Genomic DNA, 16151 nt, shown 5'->3' with positions numbered 1-16151 from the left:
AAAGATCAGGGTGCAAATGGGGGTCGTCCCCGATGGTGCGCGGCGCCATCTCGCTTCAGAATTGAAGCATGACATTCGAAAGCAACACACCTCGCCCCTTCACCCGTTCCAACGACAAGAAAATGTTCGCCGGAGTGTGCGGCGGAATTGCAGATTACTTCGGCGCCGACGTCAATCTTGTCCGTCTACTCGCGGTTATCGCCGCTATTTGCACGGGTGGAACCGCGGCTTTGGTATATCTCGCCGCCTGGATGCTCATGCCGTTAGGTTGAGAATTCCGGCACTTGGCATGGCGAGAATTACGCGCCGACAAAAGGTATTTCGGGGCCTACGCGCCAACACGAGCAGGCCCCGAAATCAACAATCTACTTGGCGGCCTTCAACTCTCCACCGCTGAGCGCAGCGAGGGCCTCGAGACCCTTGACGGCCAGGCCACTGACGCTGCCCAACCCCTGACCGATGATCGCACCGACTGAGCCGGCAGCGTCCATGACAGATCCTTCAAGCATGACGTTCTCCTTTAGATGTTCAGTGGTTCACTTGGGACGAGCAAATGACGCCGATCAGAAAACTCAGGGAACGACAGGCGGCGTAAAGCTGAGGGTGTCGAGAGATCCGAAGATTCCACCGGCGGTGTCAGCCAGTGAACCGAAGAGGTTTGCACCGACATTGTCCAATCCCAGCAGCATTGTCAGCAAAGCCTGCATCGGTGCACCGTCCCCATTCGGACCACCGAGAATATCCATCAACGAACCCATGTTCAGCTCCTCGCGTAGGTGATTCTTTTTACCGTCGGTGACGATTATCGAACCAGTCCGGCGGTAGACACTCGACGTGTCGACAGTCACATTAATCCGCGAGATAACGACTCGACACCACTACGGACAATTACCTTAATTAGGATGAATTCGACAGAAATTTCCCGAACACAAATCGTCGATTCACCACAAGTTCCGACGCAAGTTGCACTTTATCGTTCGACTACCTCACGATTTTGGTCAGAAACTGCCTGCAGAAGCGTCGTGAACCCCACCCGCAACAATTCGACGTAGTGCTCGATATCCGGCATCGTCTCTTGCGAGACGATGACATTGAGCGTCAGAGAACCTCCACGCGCGGCAATGAGGAAGTGGCGCAGAATGTCTCCGTCGACCGGCGCCTGCCCGCCGAGAACTGCCACCGCCGGCGCACCTTCGAAAACATTGCCGTCGACCGATACCGGGACATTGCTGATCGTCGTGTTCTGAATGACCTTGTGCGAAGGGTCCAGCTTGTTGAGCCGACGCGAGAGACCGGTGAGTCTGAGCAGAGCCGCAGGCGAGGTTTCGATGCGTGTGCCGTAACGACGGACGGCTGGGTGCGAACTCCGCCCCTTTGCCATCAGCGCCGAATCCCTGATCAGTGTCAGCCGCTCGACCGGATCTTCGACGTCCGTGTGCAGATCGACCGTCAACAGCGCCAGTTGGTTGGCCGATTCCCATTCGGCTATCTGCCGCATCGATCGGGGAACCATCGCCGCCAACCCACTGGCCGACTTCTCGCCCTTTTCCGACAGGTATGCGTCGAGAGCACCGGCGACCACGGTCAGGAAGATGTCGTTGACCGTCACGTCCGGAACGGCCGCTCGGATCGCTTTGATGTCTGCGCCGTTCAGCGTCAGGAAATCGATCGTGATGTCTCCACCCAGCACGCCGTTGAATCGGGTCGGTAGGCGGTCGGCCGAGTACGTAGGCAGCTCTCCGGCCTCTTCCGCCTCCCGAACCGTCTCGGCCGCAACCTTTGTCACGGACAGACCCCGGCCGAAACGGATCGCCTGGCCGGGCAGACCCACGACCGTGCGCCCGATCAAATCCAGCGACGAAAGCCCCGAACCGGCACGCTTCGTCTGCGGTTTCGGCGGACCGGAGAACAGAAGGTTGGTCAGATCGCGGATCGCCAGACCGTCACCGGCCCCGTGGTGGGTCTTGAGCATGATCAGCGTCAGATTGCCAGGTAGCTCGTCGATCCCGCGCACGCCGGTCATGACGTGCAACTCCCAGGGCGGCCGGGACAGGTCCATCGGCTCCCCGAGCGAGCGCCCGAGCAATTCACGAACCGGCGCCCACCCGGCAACAGGGGCACGATGGACGTGCACGTGATCATCGACGTCGAAATCGGCCGGGACCCAATAGGGATAGTCCAGATCCAGCGGAACTCGCTGGAGCCGACTCGTGAACAGTGGCCAGTACCCGAATCTTTCGGTGATCCACCGAACCGCGTCGTCGTGCGTCATCTCTGCGAGCGGATGGCCCGTCGTGTCGAAGAAGTAGGCGCAGACCATGTGGCTCAGATGTCCGCCGGACTCGTTGTAGACGAACTCCGCGTCTCGCGGTCCCATCTGAGATACCGCGGCTGGCAACGAGTTCCGAAAGATCATGCATGCCCCTCAATTCCGACGCTGAACGAATGTCCGAATTGTAGCGAGCTGACATGCAGATCCTCTGGGTTCTGCTCGGAATCGTTGGGTGTCACCAAATCCAGCAATCGGAGAAGGTGCCTGCGATTCCGATCGATCAGGAGGCAACCTCTTGGTTAGGTGAATCCGCAGTCTGCATCGCGGCTGCCGCTGCCAAGTCATCGAAACTTGCTCGCAGTAGTTCGATGTAATGGTGGAGATCGGGCATGGTCGCGGTGTCCGCGATGACGTTGAGGGTCAGTCCCCCACCTGCTGCGGCGACCATGAAATGCCGTAGCCCATCCCCGTCGATGGGCGCTTGCACTGCAAGCACAGCCGCGCCCGGGGCGCCGGCAAGCGTCAACCCTTCGACCGAGAGTGGAATGTTACTCACCATCGTGTGCTGGTAACGCGGTCGATCGAGGCTGTGATCGTTCTGCTTGCGCGCATACGCCATCAATCTCATCAAAGGCGCGGGCGTGGTCTCGACTGCGGCCCCGGCACGCCTGACCGCGGGATGGGACGTGCGCGCCTTCTCCGACCGTGCCGAACTCGAAATGAGCGCCAACCTCTCCAATGGGGACTCGACCTGGGTGTGCATATCCACCAGCAGAGCCACCAACTGATTCGCCGACTCCCACGCTTCGACCTTACGCACCGAGCGAGGAACCATCGCGATCAAGGAATCGCTTGGCCTTTCATCCTTTTCCGTGAGGTAGCGCGTCAGAGCGCCTCCGACAACGGCGAGTAGAACGTCGTTGACAGTGGCACCGGGCACCGAATCCTTGATCTCACGGACCTGCTCCCCGGACATTGTCATCGGTTCGAGTGAGGCAGCTCCACTCACCTTGCCGTTGAATCGAATTGCAGGCCTCTCGTTGAGGCTCTCCACCCATTCTCCTGCCTTCTTCGCAGCGTCAGCATCTCTCTGAGCGCGTCGGTTGCCTGGTACCTGCCTTGCGAAGCGATATATTCGGCCGGGAAACCCCAGTAGCGACTTGGTGAATATCCTCGCTCGCACAAACGGCACAGACGGTTCGGACCCAGCCTGCTGCACCTTGCCCGAAAAGATAGCCTCGCCCAACGTCCTGATGGCGATACCGTCAGCTGCACTGTGGTGAGACTTGAGCACCACCGCCGTCAGTCGGCCCGGCAATTCTTCAAGTCCCTCCAAACCTACGAAGAAGTGCAGTTCCCACGGCGGACGGCGCAGGTCCATCTTCGTGGTCAACAACGCGCTCAACGGCTTTTGCAGCGCTGCCCATCCTGTGTCGTTGATCTTGTTGACGTACACGTGCTTTCGGACGTCGAAGTCAGGGTCTGTCACCCAGTAGGGATGGTCCAGTCCCAACGGAGTCCGTTGGACTCGTTGAGTGAACATGCGATCACATCCGAGGCGTGCGGTAACCCAGTCCACTGCCTGTTCTGCCGTGAATTCCGCGCTTGGGTGCAACGATGTCTCGAAGAAGTACACAGCGATCAGATGGTTCAGGTGACCAGCGCCCTCGTGATAGATGAATTCGGCATCGCGTGGGTTCAGCTGCGCCATCCTTGCGCCTGACGTGTTGGACGCGCCCATTGAACTCCTTGTATCGCGGCTGGTTGCCCGCACATTCGCCTGAGTGCAAAGCTTGTGACTATGAGGCCAGTGATTGCAAAACCGATGGTCCCCGAAGCCAGAGGGCTACGGGGACCAAAGTTTCAAGCAAGTGCAGGTTGTGCAGGTTCGCCTGACTGCTCCGCTACGATGCTGTCCTCGACAACCGAACAATATGATGCAGTCGCTGGAGTGATCACGGCTTTTGTGGAGGATCCTTGATGATCTTGCTTCCAGTGGAAGTGAGACCAAGCATGTTCGATACCCACGTGATCATTCCGGTTAAATAAGTTTGCAGCATGACCGATTCCGTTCTTTCTATGGCGTGGGGGAAGACGACAGCGCGTTCAAATACTTCACAAACGTGCCCACGAGATCGACCGATCCGAAATCGACGATCTTGGACAGGTAGTCCAGGAAGAGATCGAACATCTTTTCTCCTTCTCCTTTTACAGGCCGGCTACGGAGCCGAGGACCGATTGGACGCTGCCCGCCGCAGCCTCACCGAGCGCACCGCCCATGTTGAGGCTTCCGGTGATCGACACGAAGATTCCGTCAACGACCTTGACCAAGTAGAACAGTGGATCCACGAGGGATCCGACGTCAACGCTTGCGAGCGCACCTATCAAACTAGCTGTGTCCACCGTATTTCACACTCCTTGAGATTGATTTCGTTCACTGGCTAAAGCAATTCACTTCTCAGTCGACGTTCGGGAACCAGCCGAAGTCAACCGAGGCGATAAACGGGGTAAACAAAGCCATCCCGAGAATGTTTTTGATCAACCCCCCGGCCTCGCCCTCGAGAACGTCCGCAATCGATCCCAGATCCATCATTCGCTCCTGTCATCAAAAACATTGGAAGAAGAACTTGCAGGTGCCGTCAACTGAGGTCGATTGCCGAAACCAACGATCCGGTGACCCCGTCGATTCCCGGCATGAGCGAACCGGACCAGACGTTACCCAGCAGGTCGGTGAACAATGCCGCCGTTGTCTGCAGGAACATGACGATCATATTGAATCCCACGCTTTCGATTGGCCGCGAATACTCACGGAACATTTACATTGGAATGCTTGATGCAGCCCACAAAGAACCGGTCCGAGCAGCAATTAAAGAATCCCAGTCGAACGATGAAGCCGAGATCCTCCGGGGCTGGTGCCCACTTTCCGCGGCTGTGACTGACATCAAGGTAGTGCAATAGGATCCGGTTTGGGTGCTTTTTGCCCAAGAATTTCAGATGGATCTGAAACCTGTTCCATATTCGCAGGTCTAGCGTCCAAGACGCCTGAAAATCGAGCAAAATGGAATAGCAACCGGAATTTACGTCGTCCGAAAGGCTTAGTACTTGAGGGTATTCAGGACAGAATTATCCACCAAAAGAACTAGACGTATCCGCACTTCACAGGTTAGCGGAGGCGAACAATCGGGACGGAAAATATCAAACATCCTTCAACATTCGGATAGATGAAGCTTCTCGTTCCCCACCTTCTCGATACACCTGTTACGCCATGAGGTTGTCCACACACACGCGGCCATCCACAAAGTGGCTTCTGAATCCGCGTCGTCAGGCTCTTGCCGCCACAGTGCATACGTGGAAGTTGTCACAAGAAACCAGTTGCTCGAGCAGGGCACTTCGCGCAGTTCGATCTCCCGATCCACGCGGTCAGGGCGACTCCATCGAATCCTGCCGTCGGTGTACTCCACCGAAGAACCTGGATACTTCGAGCGTTGCGTCGCGGTCACACTGTGGAAGCCTGAGGCCGTCCTCAGCCATACCAGCGCAGCCTGGCTGTGGGATCTCCTGCCGGAGGAACCACTCTTCGTCGAGGCCACCGTGGCTCCCAGCGTCCGAGCAGCCAGTCCGCAGTGGGTACGGCTTCACCGACGAACAGGAGTCTCGTCGGATGAGTGGATGGGTTTACCGATCGTGCCGATCGAGCAGTGCTTCATCGACGTCGCGACCACGTTGCCACGGCCCGCACTCGAGGCCTTCTTCGACGCGGCGGTATCGACCCGAGTGCCGTGGAAGTCGATAGCCCAACTGTGTGATGCGAGCCGCGGCAGGCACGGGATCCCCGCCGTACGCGAACAACTCCGCACCTGTTGCCCGCTCACTCGTTCGGAACCGGAGCGAGCAGTCGCCCGTGCACTGACTGCGCGCAACGTTCACCTGGAGATCAACGCTCGGGTCGGACCCTACTTCGGCGATCTGGTCGACACGCGAGCCCGGGTGATCGTGGAGATCGACGGGCGCGAATTCCATACCGACCCCGCAACTTTCAACAACGATCGACGGCGTCAGAACGCACTCGTTCTCGACGGATGGATGGTGTTGCGTTACTCCGCCGCCACCGCGATGGCCCATCTCGACGCTGTGGCGGACGAAATCATCACAGTGGTCCGAAGACGCCGACACAACCGGGCGTAAGCGCGGGCGTAAACGCACACAGCATCGAGCGCGCAACGGGAAACCGCGATCGCGTCGCAGTAGTGGACAAAAATGCCCGCAAATACCTCCGCACAAGCAAAAGCCCGGCCCACCAAACGGTGGGCCGGGCTCTAGGAGCTAGGTGGAGATGGACTCAGAAGTCCATGCCGCCCATGCCGCCGGTCGGATCGCCTGCAGGCGCTCCGGCCTTCTCGGGCTTGTCAGCGACAACGGCTTCGGTCGTCAGGAACAGAGCCGCGATGGACGCTGCGTTCTGCAGTGCCGAGCGGGTGACCTTGACCGGGTCGTTGATGCCTGCAGCGAGCAGGTCGCCGTACTCGTTGGTCGCAGCGTTGAGGCCGTGACCTGCGGGCAGGTTGGAGACCTTGTCCGCAACAACGCCGGGCTCGAGGCCTGCGTTGAATGCGATCTGCTTGAGCGGAGCGGACAGTGCAACGCGAACGATGTTCGCGCCGGTTGCCTCGTCACCTTCGAGCTTGAGGTCGTCCAGTGCGGGAGCTGCCTGGAGAAGTGCAACGCCACCACCGGCGACGATGCCCTCTTCGACGGCTGCCTTTGCGTTACGCACTGCATCTTCGATGCGGTGCTTGCGCTCCTTGAGCTCGACCTCGGTAGCAGCGCCGGCCTTGATGACTGCAACGCCGCCGGCCAGCTTGGCCAGACGTTCCTGCAGCTTCTCACGGTCGTAATCCGAGTCGCTGTTCTCGATCTCGGCGCGGATCTGGCTGACACGACCGGCGATTGCGTCGGCGTCGCCGGCACCCTCGACGATGGTGGTCTCGTCCTTGGTGATGACGACCTTGCGTGCCTGGCCGAGGAGCTCGAGGCCTGCGGTCTCCAAGGAGAGTCCGACCTCTTCGCTGATGACCTCGCCACCGGTGAGGATGGCGATGTCGGCGAGCTGAGCCTTACGACGGTCACCGAAGCCGGGAGCCTTGACGGCAACAGACTTGAAGGTGCCACGGATCTTGTTGACCACGAGGGTGGAGAGAGCTTCGCCCTCGACGTCCTCGGCGATGATCAGGAGCGGCTTGCCGGACTGGATGACCTTCTCCAGCAGGGGCAGCAGGTCCTTGACCGTGGAGATCTTGGAGCTGACGAGCAGGATGTACGCGTCTTCGAGGACGGCTTCCTGACGCTCTGCATCGGTGGCGAAGTACGCCGAGATGTAGCCCTTGTCGAAGCGCATGCCCTCGGTGAGCTCGAGCTGCAGGCCGAAGGTGTTGGACTCCTCGACCGTGATGACGCCTTCCTTGCCGACCTTGTCCATAGCCTCGGCGATGAGCTCACCGATGGACGGGTCGCCGGCGGAAATACCGGCGGTAGCAGCGATCTGCTCCTTGGTGTCGATCTCCTTGGCGGTCTCGAGCAAGCGAGCTGTGACAGCCTCGACAGCCTTCTCGATGCCGCGCTTGAGGCCGAGCGGGTTCGCGCCGGCTGCGACGTTGCGCAGGCCTTCACGGACCAGAGCCTGTGCGAGAACGGTAGCGGTGGTGGTGCCGTCGCCAGCGACGTCGTCAGTCTTCTTGGCGACCTCCTTGACGAGCTCGGCGCCGATCTTCTCGTACGGGTCGTCGAGTTCGATCTCCTTGGCGATGGAAACACCATCGTTGGTGATCGTGGGGGCGCCCCACTTCTTTTCGAGAACGACGTTGCGACCCTTGGGGCCCAACGTCACCTTGACAGCGTCGGCGAGGGCGTTGAGGCCTCGCTCGAGGCCACGACGTGCCTCTTCGTCGAACGCGATGATCTTTGCCATTGCGAAGTGATCCTCCGGATAGGGGGTGACACACAAGGTGACCGCTCGTCGGGTCACCTCATCGGCACAAGGCGACCGTTTGACCAGTCACCTCATTACACGGGCGACCGATTTGCCTGGTCACCCATCTACGCCTGTGGTCTAGTCAGTGCCCGCGACGGACGACCGGGGGTGTCTATGGTTCCCGGTCTCACTGCCTCGACCTGGCACTCACGGTTCGCGAGTGCCAACTGCATTTTTAGCACTCGAGCGTGCCGAGTGCAAGGTTGAGCCTCAGCCCGCGATGCAGAACTGTCCGTTACTCAAATTGACCGCAAACGAGAGCACTCCGACGCAGTCGACGCCGTTGGCATCGGCCGTAGCGCCCGCTCCGTAACCAGCGATGGCGAAGGTGACGTTGCCGTCAGCCGCCCCGGCCCGCGCGATACCGCCGCCGAGCGCAAATGCCTGCGCCTGACCGTTACCGCGAGAAGCCCCCAGCGCGGTTCCGAAGCCGTTTGCATATGAATTGGAGTAGCCGTTGTCGGCGGCGACGCTCACAGCGGTACCGCTCTCGGCAGCACCGGCCTGCGAACGGCCGGCTCCGACGGACTGCGCGCCGCAGCTCGCGGTCTCGGAGACCTGGATGTCATTGGCCGACGGCGGCGAGACACACGTGACGGGGGCTGCCGAAGCAGCTCCCGCACCGGTCAGCGCCAGCCCGGCGGCGAGCCCCATACCTACAGTCATCACAGCCCCTGTTCTCGCCAGGCGGCCCCCCAACCGACTACTGGAAATTCCGCTGACTCGAGAGGATGAGCGACGGAACCAGACTGACGAGATCAAGGGCATAGAAAACTCCTTCGTGGAACAAGTTCATTGGATTCGGGCGCGAGAGTACCCGCTCGAGTGAAGTCCGTCACCCCCGCCTGGTCAAGCCTCGAGGACGACCCCGAGAAGGGCCGGAAGATCCGCGACCGAATCGATGACATGATCAGGCTTCTGAACCGACAGATCGAGCACTGTTTGCCGAAACTTGCCTGTGCGCACCAGAACTCCGGTCAAGCCGACTCGTTGTGAGGAGAGGACGTCCCCGATCAGGTCGTCGCCGACCATCACCGTCGCCTCAGGTTCGACATGCATCAGCTCCGTGGCTGTCAGGAACCCCGTGAGAGACGGTTTACCCACTGCGGCGATATTTACACCTGCCACTTCCTCGAAGCCCGGCAAGTACGTTCCGGTGTCGATCCGAAGGCCGTCTACGGTCTCCCACATCATCCCGCGGTGCATCGCGACGACGGGCACACCGGCGAGCAGAAGTTCGAGCACTCGGCTCAGCGCCTCGTGAGTGAACTCCGGGCCGGCACCGCCGAGAATCACGACCTCAGGATCGGCGTCGTCGAATTCGATTCCCTCGAGATCGGCAGACACGTCACCGTGATTGAGGACCCACGCCCGCGCGTCCGGATACGTCGCCCGCACGTACTCCCCTGTGAGCCTGGCGGCAGTAACTATCTGGCTCGCCTCGACCTCGATACCGGCGTCGCACAACCCCTGCGCGATGAGCGACGAACTGCGCGAAGTGGTGTTGGTCAGAAACCCACAGGCCAATCCCCGCCGCCGAACTTCGCGTACGGCTTCCCCTGCTCCCTCGATCGGCTGCCAGGACGTGAGCAGGACTCCGTCGATATCGAACAGAACACCTTCGATGTCGGCCATTGCACCAGCCTATATTCGCCATCGAGGTCCTGCCGAGGCGTCGGAACCCGAAATCCGTCGATCGCTCAGTAGGCTCCCACCCATGGACCTGCGCGACGACGACCTATTCTCCGTTGCCGGTTCTCTGGCCGAATTGCTCGGCGCTCCCGTCACGATCGAGGACGAGAACTCGACTGTCCTCGCGTACTCCGGCGGCGAGCAGGCCGTGGACGAAGCCCGCATCGGCACGATCCTCGGCCGGCAGGTACCCAGCCGATTCCGCCAATTACTCTCCGATGCAGGAGTATTCGATCGTCTCCACCGAGAGAGCGACCCAATCTACGTTGATCTCGAAGACCCTGCGATCACGCCGCGCCTGGTCATCGCAGTTCGCGAGAACGATCACCCCGTCGGCTCGATCTGGGTCGCACTCGCCGGAACACCGACGCCCACACAGGAATCGATACTTCGATCCGCGGTATCTGTCGTGGCCGAGAGAATCGCCTCGGAGCGTGACCGGGTCGACAGCACACGCCGTCGCCAATCCCAGCGCGTCCAAGCTCTGATCGGCGGTGGCGAACCCGCATTCCGCGCCGCAGACGACTTGCGGTTGGCAGGCCCGCTCACCGTCGTCGCCGTCGGAACCGTTGCGGGACCACTGCCGGCGGGGTTGGTCGCGTCCTTGAGCTTGTACCTCGACACTCTGGCCGTCGACGCCGTTGCCGCTCAACTGTCCGAGACCATCTACCTTGTCATCGCGACCGACGAGACCAACGCTCGCCGATTGTCCGCCGACTTCCTCACCCGCGCCCGTGGCCGCGAATTCCTGGCAGTGGCCGTCGGTCGGACAGTGAAGTCTGCAAGCGAATCACATCTTTCGCGCTCGGACACCGACCATGTTCTCGGAGCGCTTCGTCATGGCCGGTCCGGCGGAACCGTCGCGGGAATGAGGGACACGTTGGCCTCCGTTCTCGCCCTGCACGTCGCCGACATCATCGACGGACTCGGCGACTCCACACCACTCGGAAGCCTCGAACGTCACGACTCTCAGCACGGCAGCGATCTGGTCGCGACGGCAAAGGCCTTTCTCGAGCACGGCGGTGACGTGGCGAATTCTTCTGCCGCACTGCATGTTCACCCCAACACGCTCCGCAACCGCCTGCGTCGAGGCAAGGAGATGTGCGGCGTCGACCTGACCGACGCCGACACCCGCTTGATTCTGATGCTGCAGTTCAAACTCGCTCGCTGAGCAGGCGCGGCGGTGCGTTGTGCGAATCCACAACGAGGTAGCTCCGACGATGGCCGAACGGCCAGTCCTTTTGCCGCCCCCGCGATTCATGCTTGAGAGAAGAGCCGGATGTGACCGGCGTCTCGGTTCGAGCAGAGTCTGTAGAAGGAGTGCGTCATGGGAACTCGTCAGAGCCCCGATCGTGTGGTCGTGGTCGGTGCGGGCGTTGTCGGATTGTCGACGGCCTGGTTCTTGCAGGAACGTGGAGTCGAGGTCACCGTCGTCGATCGCGACGGCGTCGCAGCCGACGCGAGCTGGGGCAACGCCGGTTGGCTTGCCCCCGCATTGACGCTTCCGCTGCCCGAACCCGCAGTGCTCCAATACGGCTTGCGCGCGATGCTCAGCCCGTCGTCCCCGGTGTACGTGCCACTGACCACCGATCTGAAGCTGATTCGGTTCCTGGTCGGGTTCGCGCGCCACTGCACGCCGTCGAAGTGGCAGGAAGCGATGTCGGTCTACACCGAGGTCAACCGAACAGCCTTGGGCGCGTATGACGAACTCGCCGACGGTGGCGTCAAAGAGCTGACCCGCCTGGCCGATCCTTTCCTCGCCGCGTTTGCATCCGAGAAGGACCGACAGACTTTGGTGGACGAGTTCCATCACGTCGAGGCCGCGGGCGGCGAGGTCGACTTCGACCTCCTCGACTACGACGCGATTCATTCGCTCGAGCCTTCACTCGGCCAGGGTGTGAAAGCCGGTTTGCGCCTGCGCAATCAGCGTTTCATCGATCCCCCGTTGTTCGTGAACTCGTTGGCGGACGCGGTTCGTGAACGCGGTGGAGAAATCGTCAGCGGTTTCGACGTCACGCAGATCGACGATCGGGTCGGCGGAGTCACTGTTCGCAGTGCACACGGTGATTCACGCGACGGTGACTCCGTAGTCATCTCGAGCGGTGCCCGCTTGAACAAGCTCGCAGCACCGTTCGGTGTGCGCAAACTGGTGCAGGCCGGACGCGGATACAGCTTCAGCGTCAAGCCCGAGCACCTCCCCAAGAACCCTGTGTATTTCCCCACCCAGCGCGTCGCATGCACTCCGTTGCACGATCGCTTCCGAGTGGCCGGAATGATGGAATTCCGCAGCCCTGACGCGCCGCTGGATCCGCGCCGCGTGCAGGCGATCATCGATGCGGCCAAGCCGATGCTCAGCGGCATCGACTGGACTGCGAGGGAAGAGGAATGGGTGGGATCACGACCGTGCACTACCGACGGCTTGCCGTTGATCGGAGCCACGCGCTCGCCGCGCGTGCACGTCGCCGGTGGCCACGGGATGTGGGGAATCGCTCTGGGTCCGTTGACGGGAAAGATGGTGGCCGACTCGATGACCGGTGCTCAGACGCCGACCGTCATGAGTCACTTCGATCCGCTGCGCTGACAGCCGGTTTCACCCACTTGTAGTACGCGCCCGTCAGCAGAACCAGCCATCCGGCGCCGACGAGCAGCGCAACTCGGGTATCGGCGATGACGCCGAGCAACACGATGACAAAAGCCAGGAACACGATCGCGAAGATCTGACCGTACGGCCACAGCGGCACTGGAAACTTCAGTGCCGCTGTTTCGTCTGCACTCATCTGAGCGCGGGAACGGAACTGCGAGAGCAGGATCATGATCCAGACGAAAATGGTGGCGAAGGTCGCCAGCGAGGCGATGACGAGGAACACCTGGTCCGGGATCAGGTAGTTGAGCACTACTCCCACCAACAGGGCAACGGTCATGATGACAACGGTCATCCACGGAACACCGTTGGCGGAGACTCTCTTCATCACCTGCGGGGCCTGGCCGGCATGCGACATTCCGAACATCATGCGACCCGCACCGAAAACGTCGCTGTTGATGGCTGACAGGGCTGCGGTGATGACGACGATGTTGAGGATCGATGCGGCCGTTCCCAATCCGAGGTTCTCGAAGATCTGGACGAACGGGCTGTTGTCGGAGTTGATGGTCTGCCACGGAATGATCGCCATGATGACGGCGAGGGTGCAGATGTAGAAGAGAATGATGCGCACCGGGACCGTGTTGACGGCTTTCCTGATGGTCTGCGCCGGATCCTCGGCTTCGCCCGCGGTGATACCGATGATCTCGGTGCCACCGAACGCGAACATGACGATCGCGAAACACGCGACGAATCCGCCGAAGCCCGTCGCGAAGAACCCGCCGTCCGACCAGAGGTGGCTGATTCCGGCATCGGTGTCGTGAACGCCGAATCCGAACACGATGATCGCGATGCCGCCGGCGATCATCGCGATGATGGCGGTGATCTTCACGAGCGTGAACCAGAATTCCAGTTCGCCGAACACCTTGACGCTCAACAGGTTTATCGCGCCGATGAAGAAGACGACAGCCAGAACCCAGATCCATCTCGGTACGTCCGGGAACCAGAACTGCATGTACAGGCCGAAGGCGGTGACGTCGGCGAGGCACACGATCACCATCTCGAACGTGTACGTCCACCCGGTCATGAAACCGGCGAGTGGTCCGAGGTGCTTGTTCGCGTACTCGCTGAACGAACCGGAAACCGGGTTACGGACCGCCATCTCGCCGAGCGCTCGCAACACCAGGTAGACCGCGATACCGCCGATCAGGTAGGCCAGGAGCACCGACGGGCCGGCTCGTTTGATGGCCTCGGCGCTGCCGTAGAACAGTCCGGTTCCGATGGCTGATCCGAGGGCGATGAAGCGGATATGGCGCGCTGTCAGCCCTCGCTTGAGGCCATCCTGCGTCGCGGCGTCGCTGTTCACTTCTCGGTACTCCAGTCGGATGGATCGTCATACGTGCGCGAACCATTGTCCGCTACCACCGCGCGTGTTCCCGCACGACCCTGTTGGACGGCCGTACAGTGACCTGACACACATGGTCCATTGACGGATCGCTTACGATCGACAAAAGTGTTTGTAACTTTACGTAGCATCAACTCGACTGGAGAGACTGTGTCCAACACCCTCGAAGCAAGCATCGACATCGACGCATCACCGCAGGACGTGTGGGCAATCGTCGCCGACCTGCAGCGCATGGGCGAATGGAGCCCCCAGTGCAAGGTGATGAAGGTAATCGGCGGGACCGTGCGTGAGGGCGCCAAGACGATCAACGTCAACCGCAAGGGCCTGCTGGTCTGGCCGACGTCGTCGAAGGTCGTTCGCTTCGAGCCCAACAAGTCGGTGGCGTTCCGCATCGCGGAGAACCGCACGATCTGGTCCTACGAACTCGAGCCGACCGCTACCGGCACCAAAGTGACCGAGCGTCGCGAGGCTCCCACCGGAACGTCGAAGGTCTCGCAGTTCCTCGTCAAGACCGTCCTGGGCGGAAACGCCGACTTCGAGGTCGAGCTCGTTGAAGGCATGAATGCCACCTTGAAGCGTGTGAAGAGCGAGGCCGAGGCGGCTGCACGCACCTCTGCTTGACCCTCGACCTGGTCGAGGCATCAGGATCCGTTCCATGGATCCCGTGATGACACAGATAGCGCAGGCACAAGAATTGGCGAGCTCCGGCGATCGAGCCGGGGCTCGCTCTGCGTTCGAGAAGGTGTGGGAAGAGATCAGCGCCGCCCCCGATGCGCTCCACATCGTCTCCCTCGCGCACTACATGGCCGACGTTCAAGACGATCCGGCTCAAGAGCTCTGCTGGGACCTGCGCGCCCTCGACGCTGCAGATTCGTTGACCGACGCGCGAGCCCAGGAACACCACGCATCGCTGCAGGTCGCCGGTTTCTATCCATCGCTGCACCTCAACCTGGCTGCCGACTACCGCAAACTCGGACGCGACGCCGAGGCCGTCGAGCATCTGACGAAGGCCGAGGCGTCGGTCGGCACACTCGCCGACGACGGTTACGGCCGGATGATCAGGGGCGCTATCGAGCGACTGCGGGCAGAATTGATCCGTGACCACTAGTTCCGCCCTCTTGACGATCGGCGAGATGTCCAGGGCGTCGGCGCTCCCGATCAGCGCGCTGCGGTTCTACGACAAGGAAGGCGTGCTCGTCCCGCATTCCGTCGATCCGCACACCGGTTACCGCTGGTACACCGACGACCAACTCCGCGACGCACGCGTGATCGCCGGTATGCGGCGCGTCGGTGTTCCGATCCGCGACATGATGGCCGTCCTGACCGGACCGGAACCCCATTCGTGCCTCGACGCCCATCTGCGCAACCTCGAGGACGGTCTCGCCGACGCCCGCGCCGAACTGGGGCGAATTCACCGGCTGATCGATTCGCTACCTGCCTCCGGCGGCGTGGACATCGACTCGTGGGATCTACGACGCGCACTCGACGCCGTGCTGTTCGCAGTGAACGAGGAATCGGAGTTCCCGATACTTCGCGGCGTCCACCTCGACATTCACGACGGCGTCGCTGCGTTTGTCACCACTGATCAGTTCCGGCTCGCGGTCGCCGAGGTGAAAGTTCACTCCGCTCTGACGGTGTCCGCTGTCGTTCCCGTCACCTTCGCGCGATTGTTACGCGACGTCGCCGGCGTCGTGACGTTGACTTTCTCCGCGCGCACGGTGACTGCGTCGTATCCGGGAGGTGAGGTGTCCAGTCCCCTGATCGAGGACGGAGAGTTCCCTGATCACCGAATCCTGCGCGAGCACCACAACGCCGTCGAACTGAGCGGCGACCACCTTGCTGCCCTGCTCAACGGCACCGAGGACAGTGCCGTCGTCAGCGTCGGCGAAGACGGTGGTGCCCGGGTGGATCCGGGCGGAACAGATCCCCGTGAGAAGTTCCGAGTACTGGTCGACCGGCAGCGACTGCGCGACGCCGCCGCAGCCCAACCGGGGCGGCAACTGGTGATCCGAGTAAGCGGTGCGACGCTCCCGCTGGCGATACGCACCGGCGACTGTGTCGGGTACTACTCGTACTTGATGCCACTACAGCCTGTAGGAGAGAAGGCGTTCACGTAATCTATGGATGCTCTACCGCCCCGTACTGTCAGTGCGACCAGCAGAAGACCTACCGAGTA

At 61.2% G+C, this 16151-nt stretch carries 18 protein-coding genes; 7 read left to right on the top strand and 11 right to left on the bottom strand.

Translation table 11 applies throughout. The features are described from left to right. The first annotated feature begins 68 nt into the window (after positions 1 to 68). On the top strand, positions 69 to 272 hold the full coding sequence (locus tag GN300_RS18600) for a PspC domain-containing protein (RefSeq protein ID WP_003941534.1): 204 nt from the start codon (positions 69 to 71) through the stop codon (positions 270 to 272). Positions 273 to 365: 93 nt separating this feature from the next. On the opposite strand, the gene GN300_RS18595 is transcribed toward GN300_RS18600, so the two are convergent. The 7 genes from GN300_RS18595 to GN300_RS18570 form a co-directional block, all read right to left on the bottom strand. Continuing rightward, the gene (locus GN300_RS18595; protein WP_003941503.1) at positions 366 to 509 is read right to left on the bottom strand and encodes a hypothetical protein; all 144 of its coding nucleotides are present in this window, start codon (positions 507 to 509) and stop codon (positions 366 to 368) included. A 63-nt stretch (positions 510 to 572) separates the two neighbouring features. Next, entirely contained in the window at positions 573 to 758 is a 186-nt protein-coding gene (locus GN300_RS18590; protein WP_223304379.1) for a hypothetical protein, read from the bottom strand. 212 nt (positions 759 to 970) lie between these two features. Continuing rightward, the gene (locus GN300_RS18585; RefSeq protein ID WP_063314799.1) at positions 971 to 2416 is read right to left on the bottom strand and encodes a wax ester/triacylglycerol synthase domain-containing protein; all 1446 of its coding nucleotides are present in this window, start codon (positions 2414 to 2416) and stop codon (positions 971 to 973) included. Positions 2417 to 2552: 136 nt separating this feature from the next. Further along, on the bottom strand, positions 2553 to 4013 hold the full coding sequence (locus GN300_RS18580; RefSeq protein ID WP_058038503.1) for a wax ester/triacylglycerol synthase domain-containing protein: 1461 nt from the start codon (positions 4011 to 4013) through the stop codon (positions 2553 to 2555). A gap of 467 nt (positions 4014 to 4480) precedes the next feature. Next, positions 4481 to 4675 carry a hypothetical protein gene (locus GN300_RS18575; RefSeq protein ID WP_031331808.1) on the bottom strand — a complete coding sequence of 65 codons (195 nt, stop codon included), beginning with the start codon at positions 4673 to 4675 and terminating at the stop codon, positions 4481 to 4483. Positions 4676 to 4730: 55 nt separating this feature from the next. Next, positions 4731 to 4862 carry a hypothetical protein gene (locus GN300_RS29770; RefSeq protein ID WP_003941467.1) on the bottom strand — a complete coding sequence of 44 codons (132 nt, stop codon included), beginning with the start codon at positions 4860 to 4862 and terminating at the stop codon, positions 4731 to 4733. Positions 4863 to 4911: 49 nt separating this feature from the next. Beyond that, complete coding sequence (locus GN300_RS18570) at positions 4912 to 5055, bottom strand: hypothetical protein (RefSeq protein WP_153212751.1); 144 nt, start codon at positions 5053 to 5055, stop codon at positions 4912 to 4914. 565 nt (positions 5056 to 5620) lie between these two features. On the opposite strand from GN300_RS18570, the gene GN300_RS18565 reads away from it, so the two are divergent. After that, positions 5621 to 6457: a DUF559 domain-containing protein gene (locus GN300_RS18565; RefSeq protein WP_054781533.1), complete on the top strand. Its 837-nt coding sequence runs from the start codon at positions 5621 to 5623 to the stop codon at positions 6455 to 6457. Positions 6458 to 6611: 154 nt separating this feature from the next. Here the strand turns inward: GN300_RS18565 and groL are convergent, their stop codons facing one another. The 3 genes from groL to GN300_RS18550 form a co-directional block, all read right to left on the bottom strand. Next, positions 6612 to 8237: a chaperonin GroEL gene (groL, locus tag GN300_RS18560; protein ID WP_003941476.1), complete on the bottom strand. Its 1626-nt coding sequence runs from the start codon at positions 8235 to 8237 to the stop codon at positions 6612 to 6614. Between the two features lie 273 nt (positions 8238 to 8510). Further along, entirely contained in the window at positions 8511 to 9068 is a 558-nt protein-coding gene (locus GN300_RS18555) for a DUF6764 family protein (protein WP_019744475.1), read from the bottom strand. An 81-nt stretch (positions 9069 to 9149) separates the two neighbouring features. Then, positions 9150 to 9935, bottom strand: a complete 786-nt coding sequence (locus GN300_RS18550) for an HAD-IIA family hydrolase (RefSeq protein ID WP_020906711.1) — start codon at positions 9933 to 9935, stop codon at positions 9150 to 9152. Between the two features lie 82 nt (positions 9936 to 10017). On the opposite strand from GN300_RS18550, the gene GN300_RS18545 reads away from it, so the two are divergent. Together GN300_RS18545 and GN300_RS18540 are read left to right on the top strand one after the other, a co-directional pair. Further along, complete coding sequence (locus tag GN300_RS18545; RefSeq protein ID WP_003941492.1) at positions 10018 to 11163, top strand: CdaR family transcriptional regulator; 1146 nt, start codon at positions 10018 to 10020, stop codon at positions 11161 to 11163. Between the two features lie 156 nt (positions 11164 to 11319). Beyond that, complete coding sequence (locus tag GN300_RS18540; RefSeq protein ID WP_042926583.1) at positions 11320 to 12573, top strand: FAD-binding oxidoreductase; 1254 nt, start codon at positions 11320 to 11322, stop codon at positions 12571 to 12573. Here GN300_RS18540 and GN300_RS18535 read toward each other — a convergent pair. Beyond that, positions 12545 to 13936, bottom strand: coding sequence for an amino acid permease (locus GN300_RS18535; RefSeq protein WP_021333985.1), 1392 nt, complete (start codon positions 13934 to 13936; stop codon positions 12545 to 12547). The two genes, GN300_RS18540 and GN300_RS18535, sit on opposite strands and share 29 nt — an antisense overlap. 189 nt (positions 13937 to 14125) lie before the next feature. Here GN300_RS18535 and GN300_RS18530 point away from each other — a divergent pair, with 189 nt between their 5' ends. From GN300_RS18530 to GN300_RS18520, 3 genes are read left to right on the top strand one after another with little or no spacing between them, the layout of a single operon-like run. Continuing rightward, positions 14126 to 14596 (top strand): SRPBCC family protein, encoded by a 471-nt coding sequence (locus GN300_RS18530; RefSeq protein ID WP_003941500.1) that lies wholly within the window; start codon positions 14126 to 14128, stop codon positions 14594 to 14596. Positions 14597 to 14630: 34 nt separating this feature from the next. Continuing rightward, positions 14631 to 15083 (top strand): hypothetical protein, encoded by a 453-nt coding sequence (locus GN300_RS18525; protein WP_007733713.1) that lies wholly within the window; start codon positions 14631 to 14633, stop codon positions 15081 to 15083. Next, positions 15073 to 16092: a MerR family DNA-binding transcriptional regulator gene (locus GN300_RS18520; protein WP_063314800.1), complete on the top strand. Its 1020-nt coding sequence runs from the start codon at positions 15073 to 15075 to the stop codon at positions 16090 to 16092. Before GN300_RS18525 ends, GN300_RS18520 begins: the two co-directional genes overlap by 11 nt. The last annotated feature ends 59 nt before the right edge of the window (positions 16093 to 16151 follow it).

The organism is Rhodococcus sp. Ni2 (assembly GCF_021352185.1).
Lineage (GTDB): Bacteria > Actinomycetota > Actinomycetes > Mycobacteriales > Mycobacteriaceae > Rhodococcus_F > Rhodococcus_F qingshengii.
The sequence above is the reverse complement of the archived record's forward strand: the minus strand, read 5'-3'. Positions and strand labels throughout refer to the sequence as shown.

Coding starts and splice junctions, on each gene's coding strand:
- GN300_RS18590 (WP_223304379.1), bottom strand. CDS start 758: ATGGGTTCGTTGATGGATATTCTCGGTGGTCCGAATGGGGACGGTGCA.
- GN300_RS18550 (WP_020906711.1), bottom strand. CDS start 9,935: ATGGCCGACATCGAAGGTGTTCTGTTCGATATCGACGGAGTCCTGCTC.
- GN300_RS18555 (WP_019744475.1), bottom strand. CDS start 9,068: ATGCCCTTGATCTCGTCAGTCTGGTTCCGTCGCTCATCCTCTCGAGTC.
- GN300_RS29770 (WP_003941467.1), bottom strand. CDS start 4,862: ATGGATCTGGGATCGATTGCGGACGTTCTCGAGGGCGAGGCCGGGGGG.
- GN300_RS18595 (WP_003941503.1), bottom strand. CDS start 509: ATGCTTGAAGGATCTGTCATGGACGCTGCCGGCTCAGTCGGTGCGATC.
- GN300_RS18525 (WP_007733713.1), top strand. CDS start 14,631: ATGGATCCCGTGATGACACAGATAGCGCAGGCACAAGAATTGGCGAGC.
- GN300_RS18545 (WP_003941492.1), top strand. CDS start 10,018: ATGGACCTGCGCGACGACGACCTATTCTCCGTTGCCGGTTCTCTGGCC.
- GN300_RS18600 (WP_003941534.1), top strand. CDS start 69: ATGACATTCGAAAGCAACACACCTCGCCCCTTCACCCGTTCCAACGAC.
- GN300_RS18580 (WP_058038503.1), bottom strand. CDS start 4,013: ATGGGCGCGTCCAACACGTCAGGCGCAAGGATGGCGCAGCTGAACCCA.
- GN300_RS18585 (WP_063314799.1), bottom strand. CDS start 2,416: ATGATCTTTCGGAACTCGTTGCCAGCCGCGGTATCTCAGATGGGACCG.
- GN300_RS18540 (WP_042926583.1), top strand. CDS start 11,320: ATGGGAACTCGTCAGAGCCCCGATCGTGTGGTCGTGGTCGGTGCGGGC.
- groL (WP_003941476.1), bottom strand. CDS start 8,237: ATGGCAAAGATCATCGCGTTCGACGAAGAGGCACGTCGTGGCCTCGAG.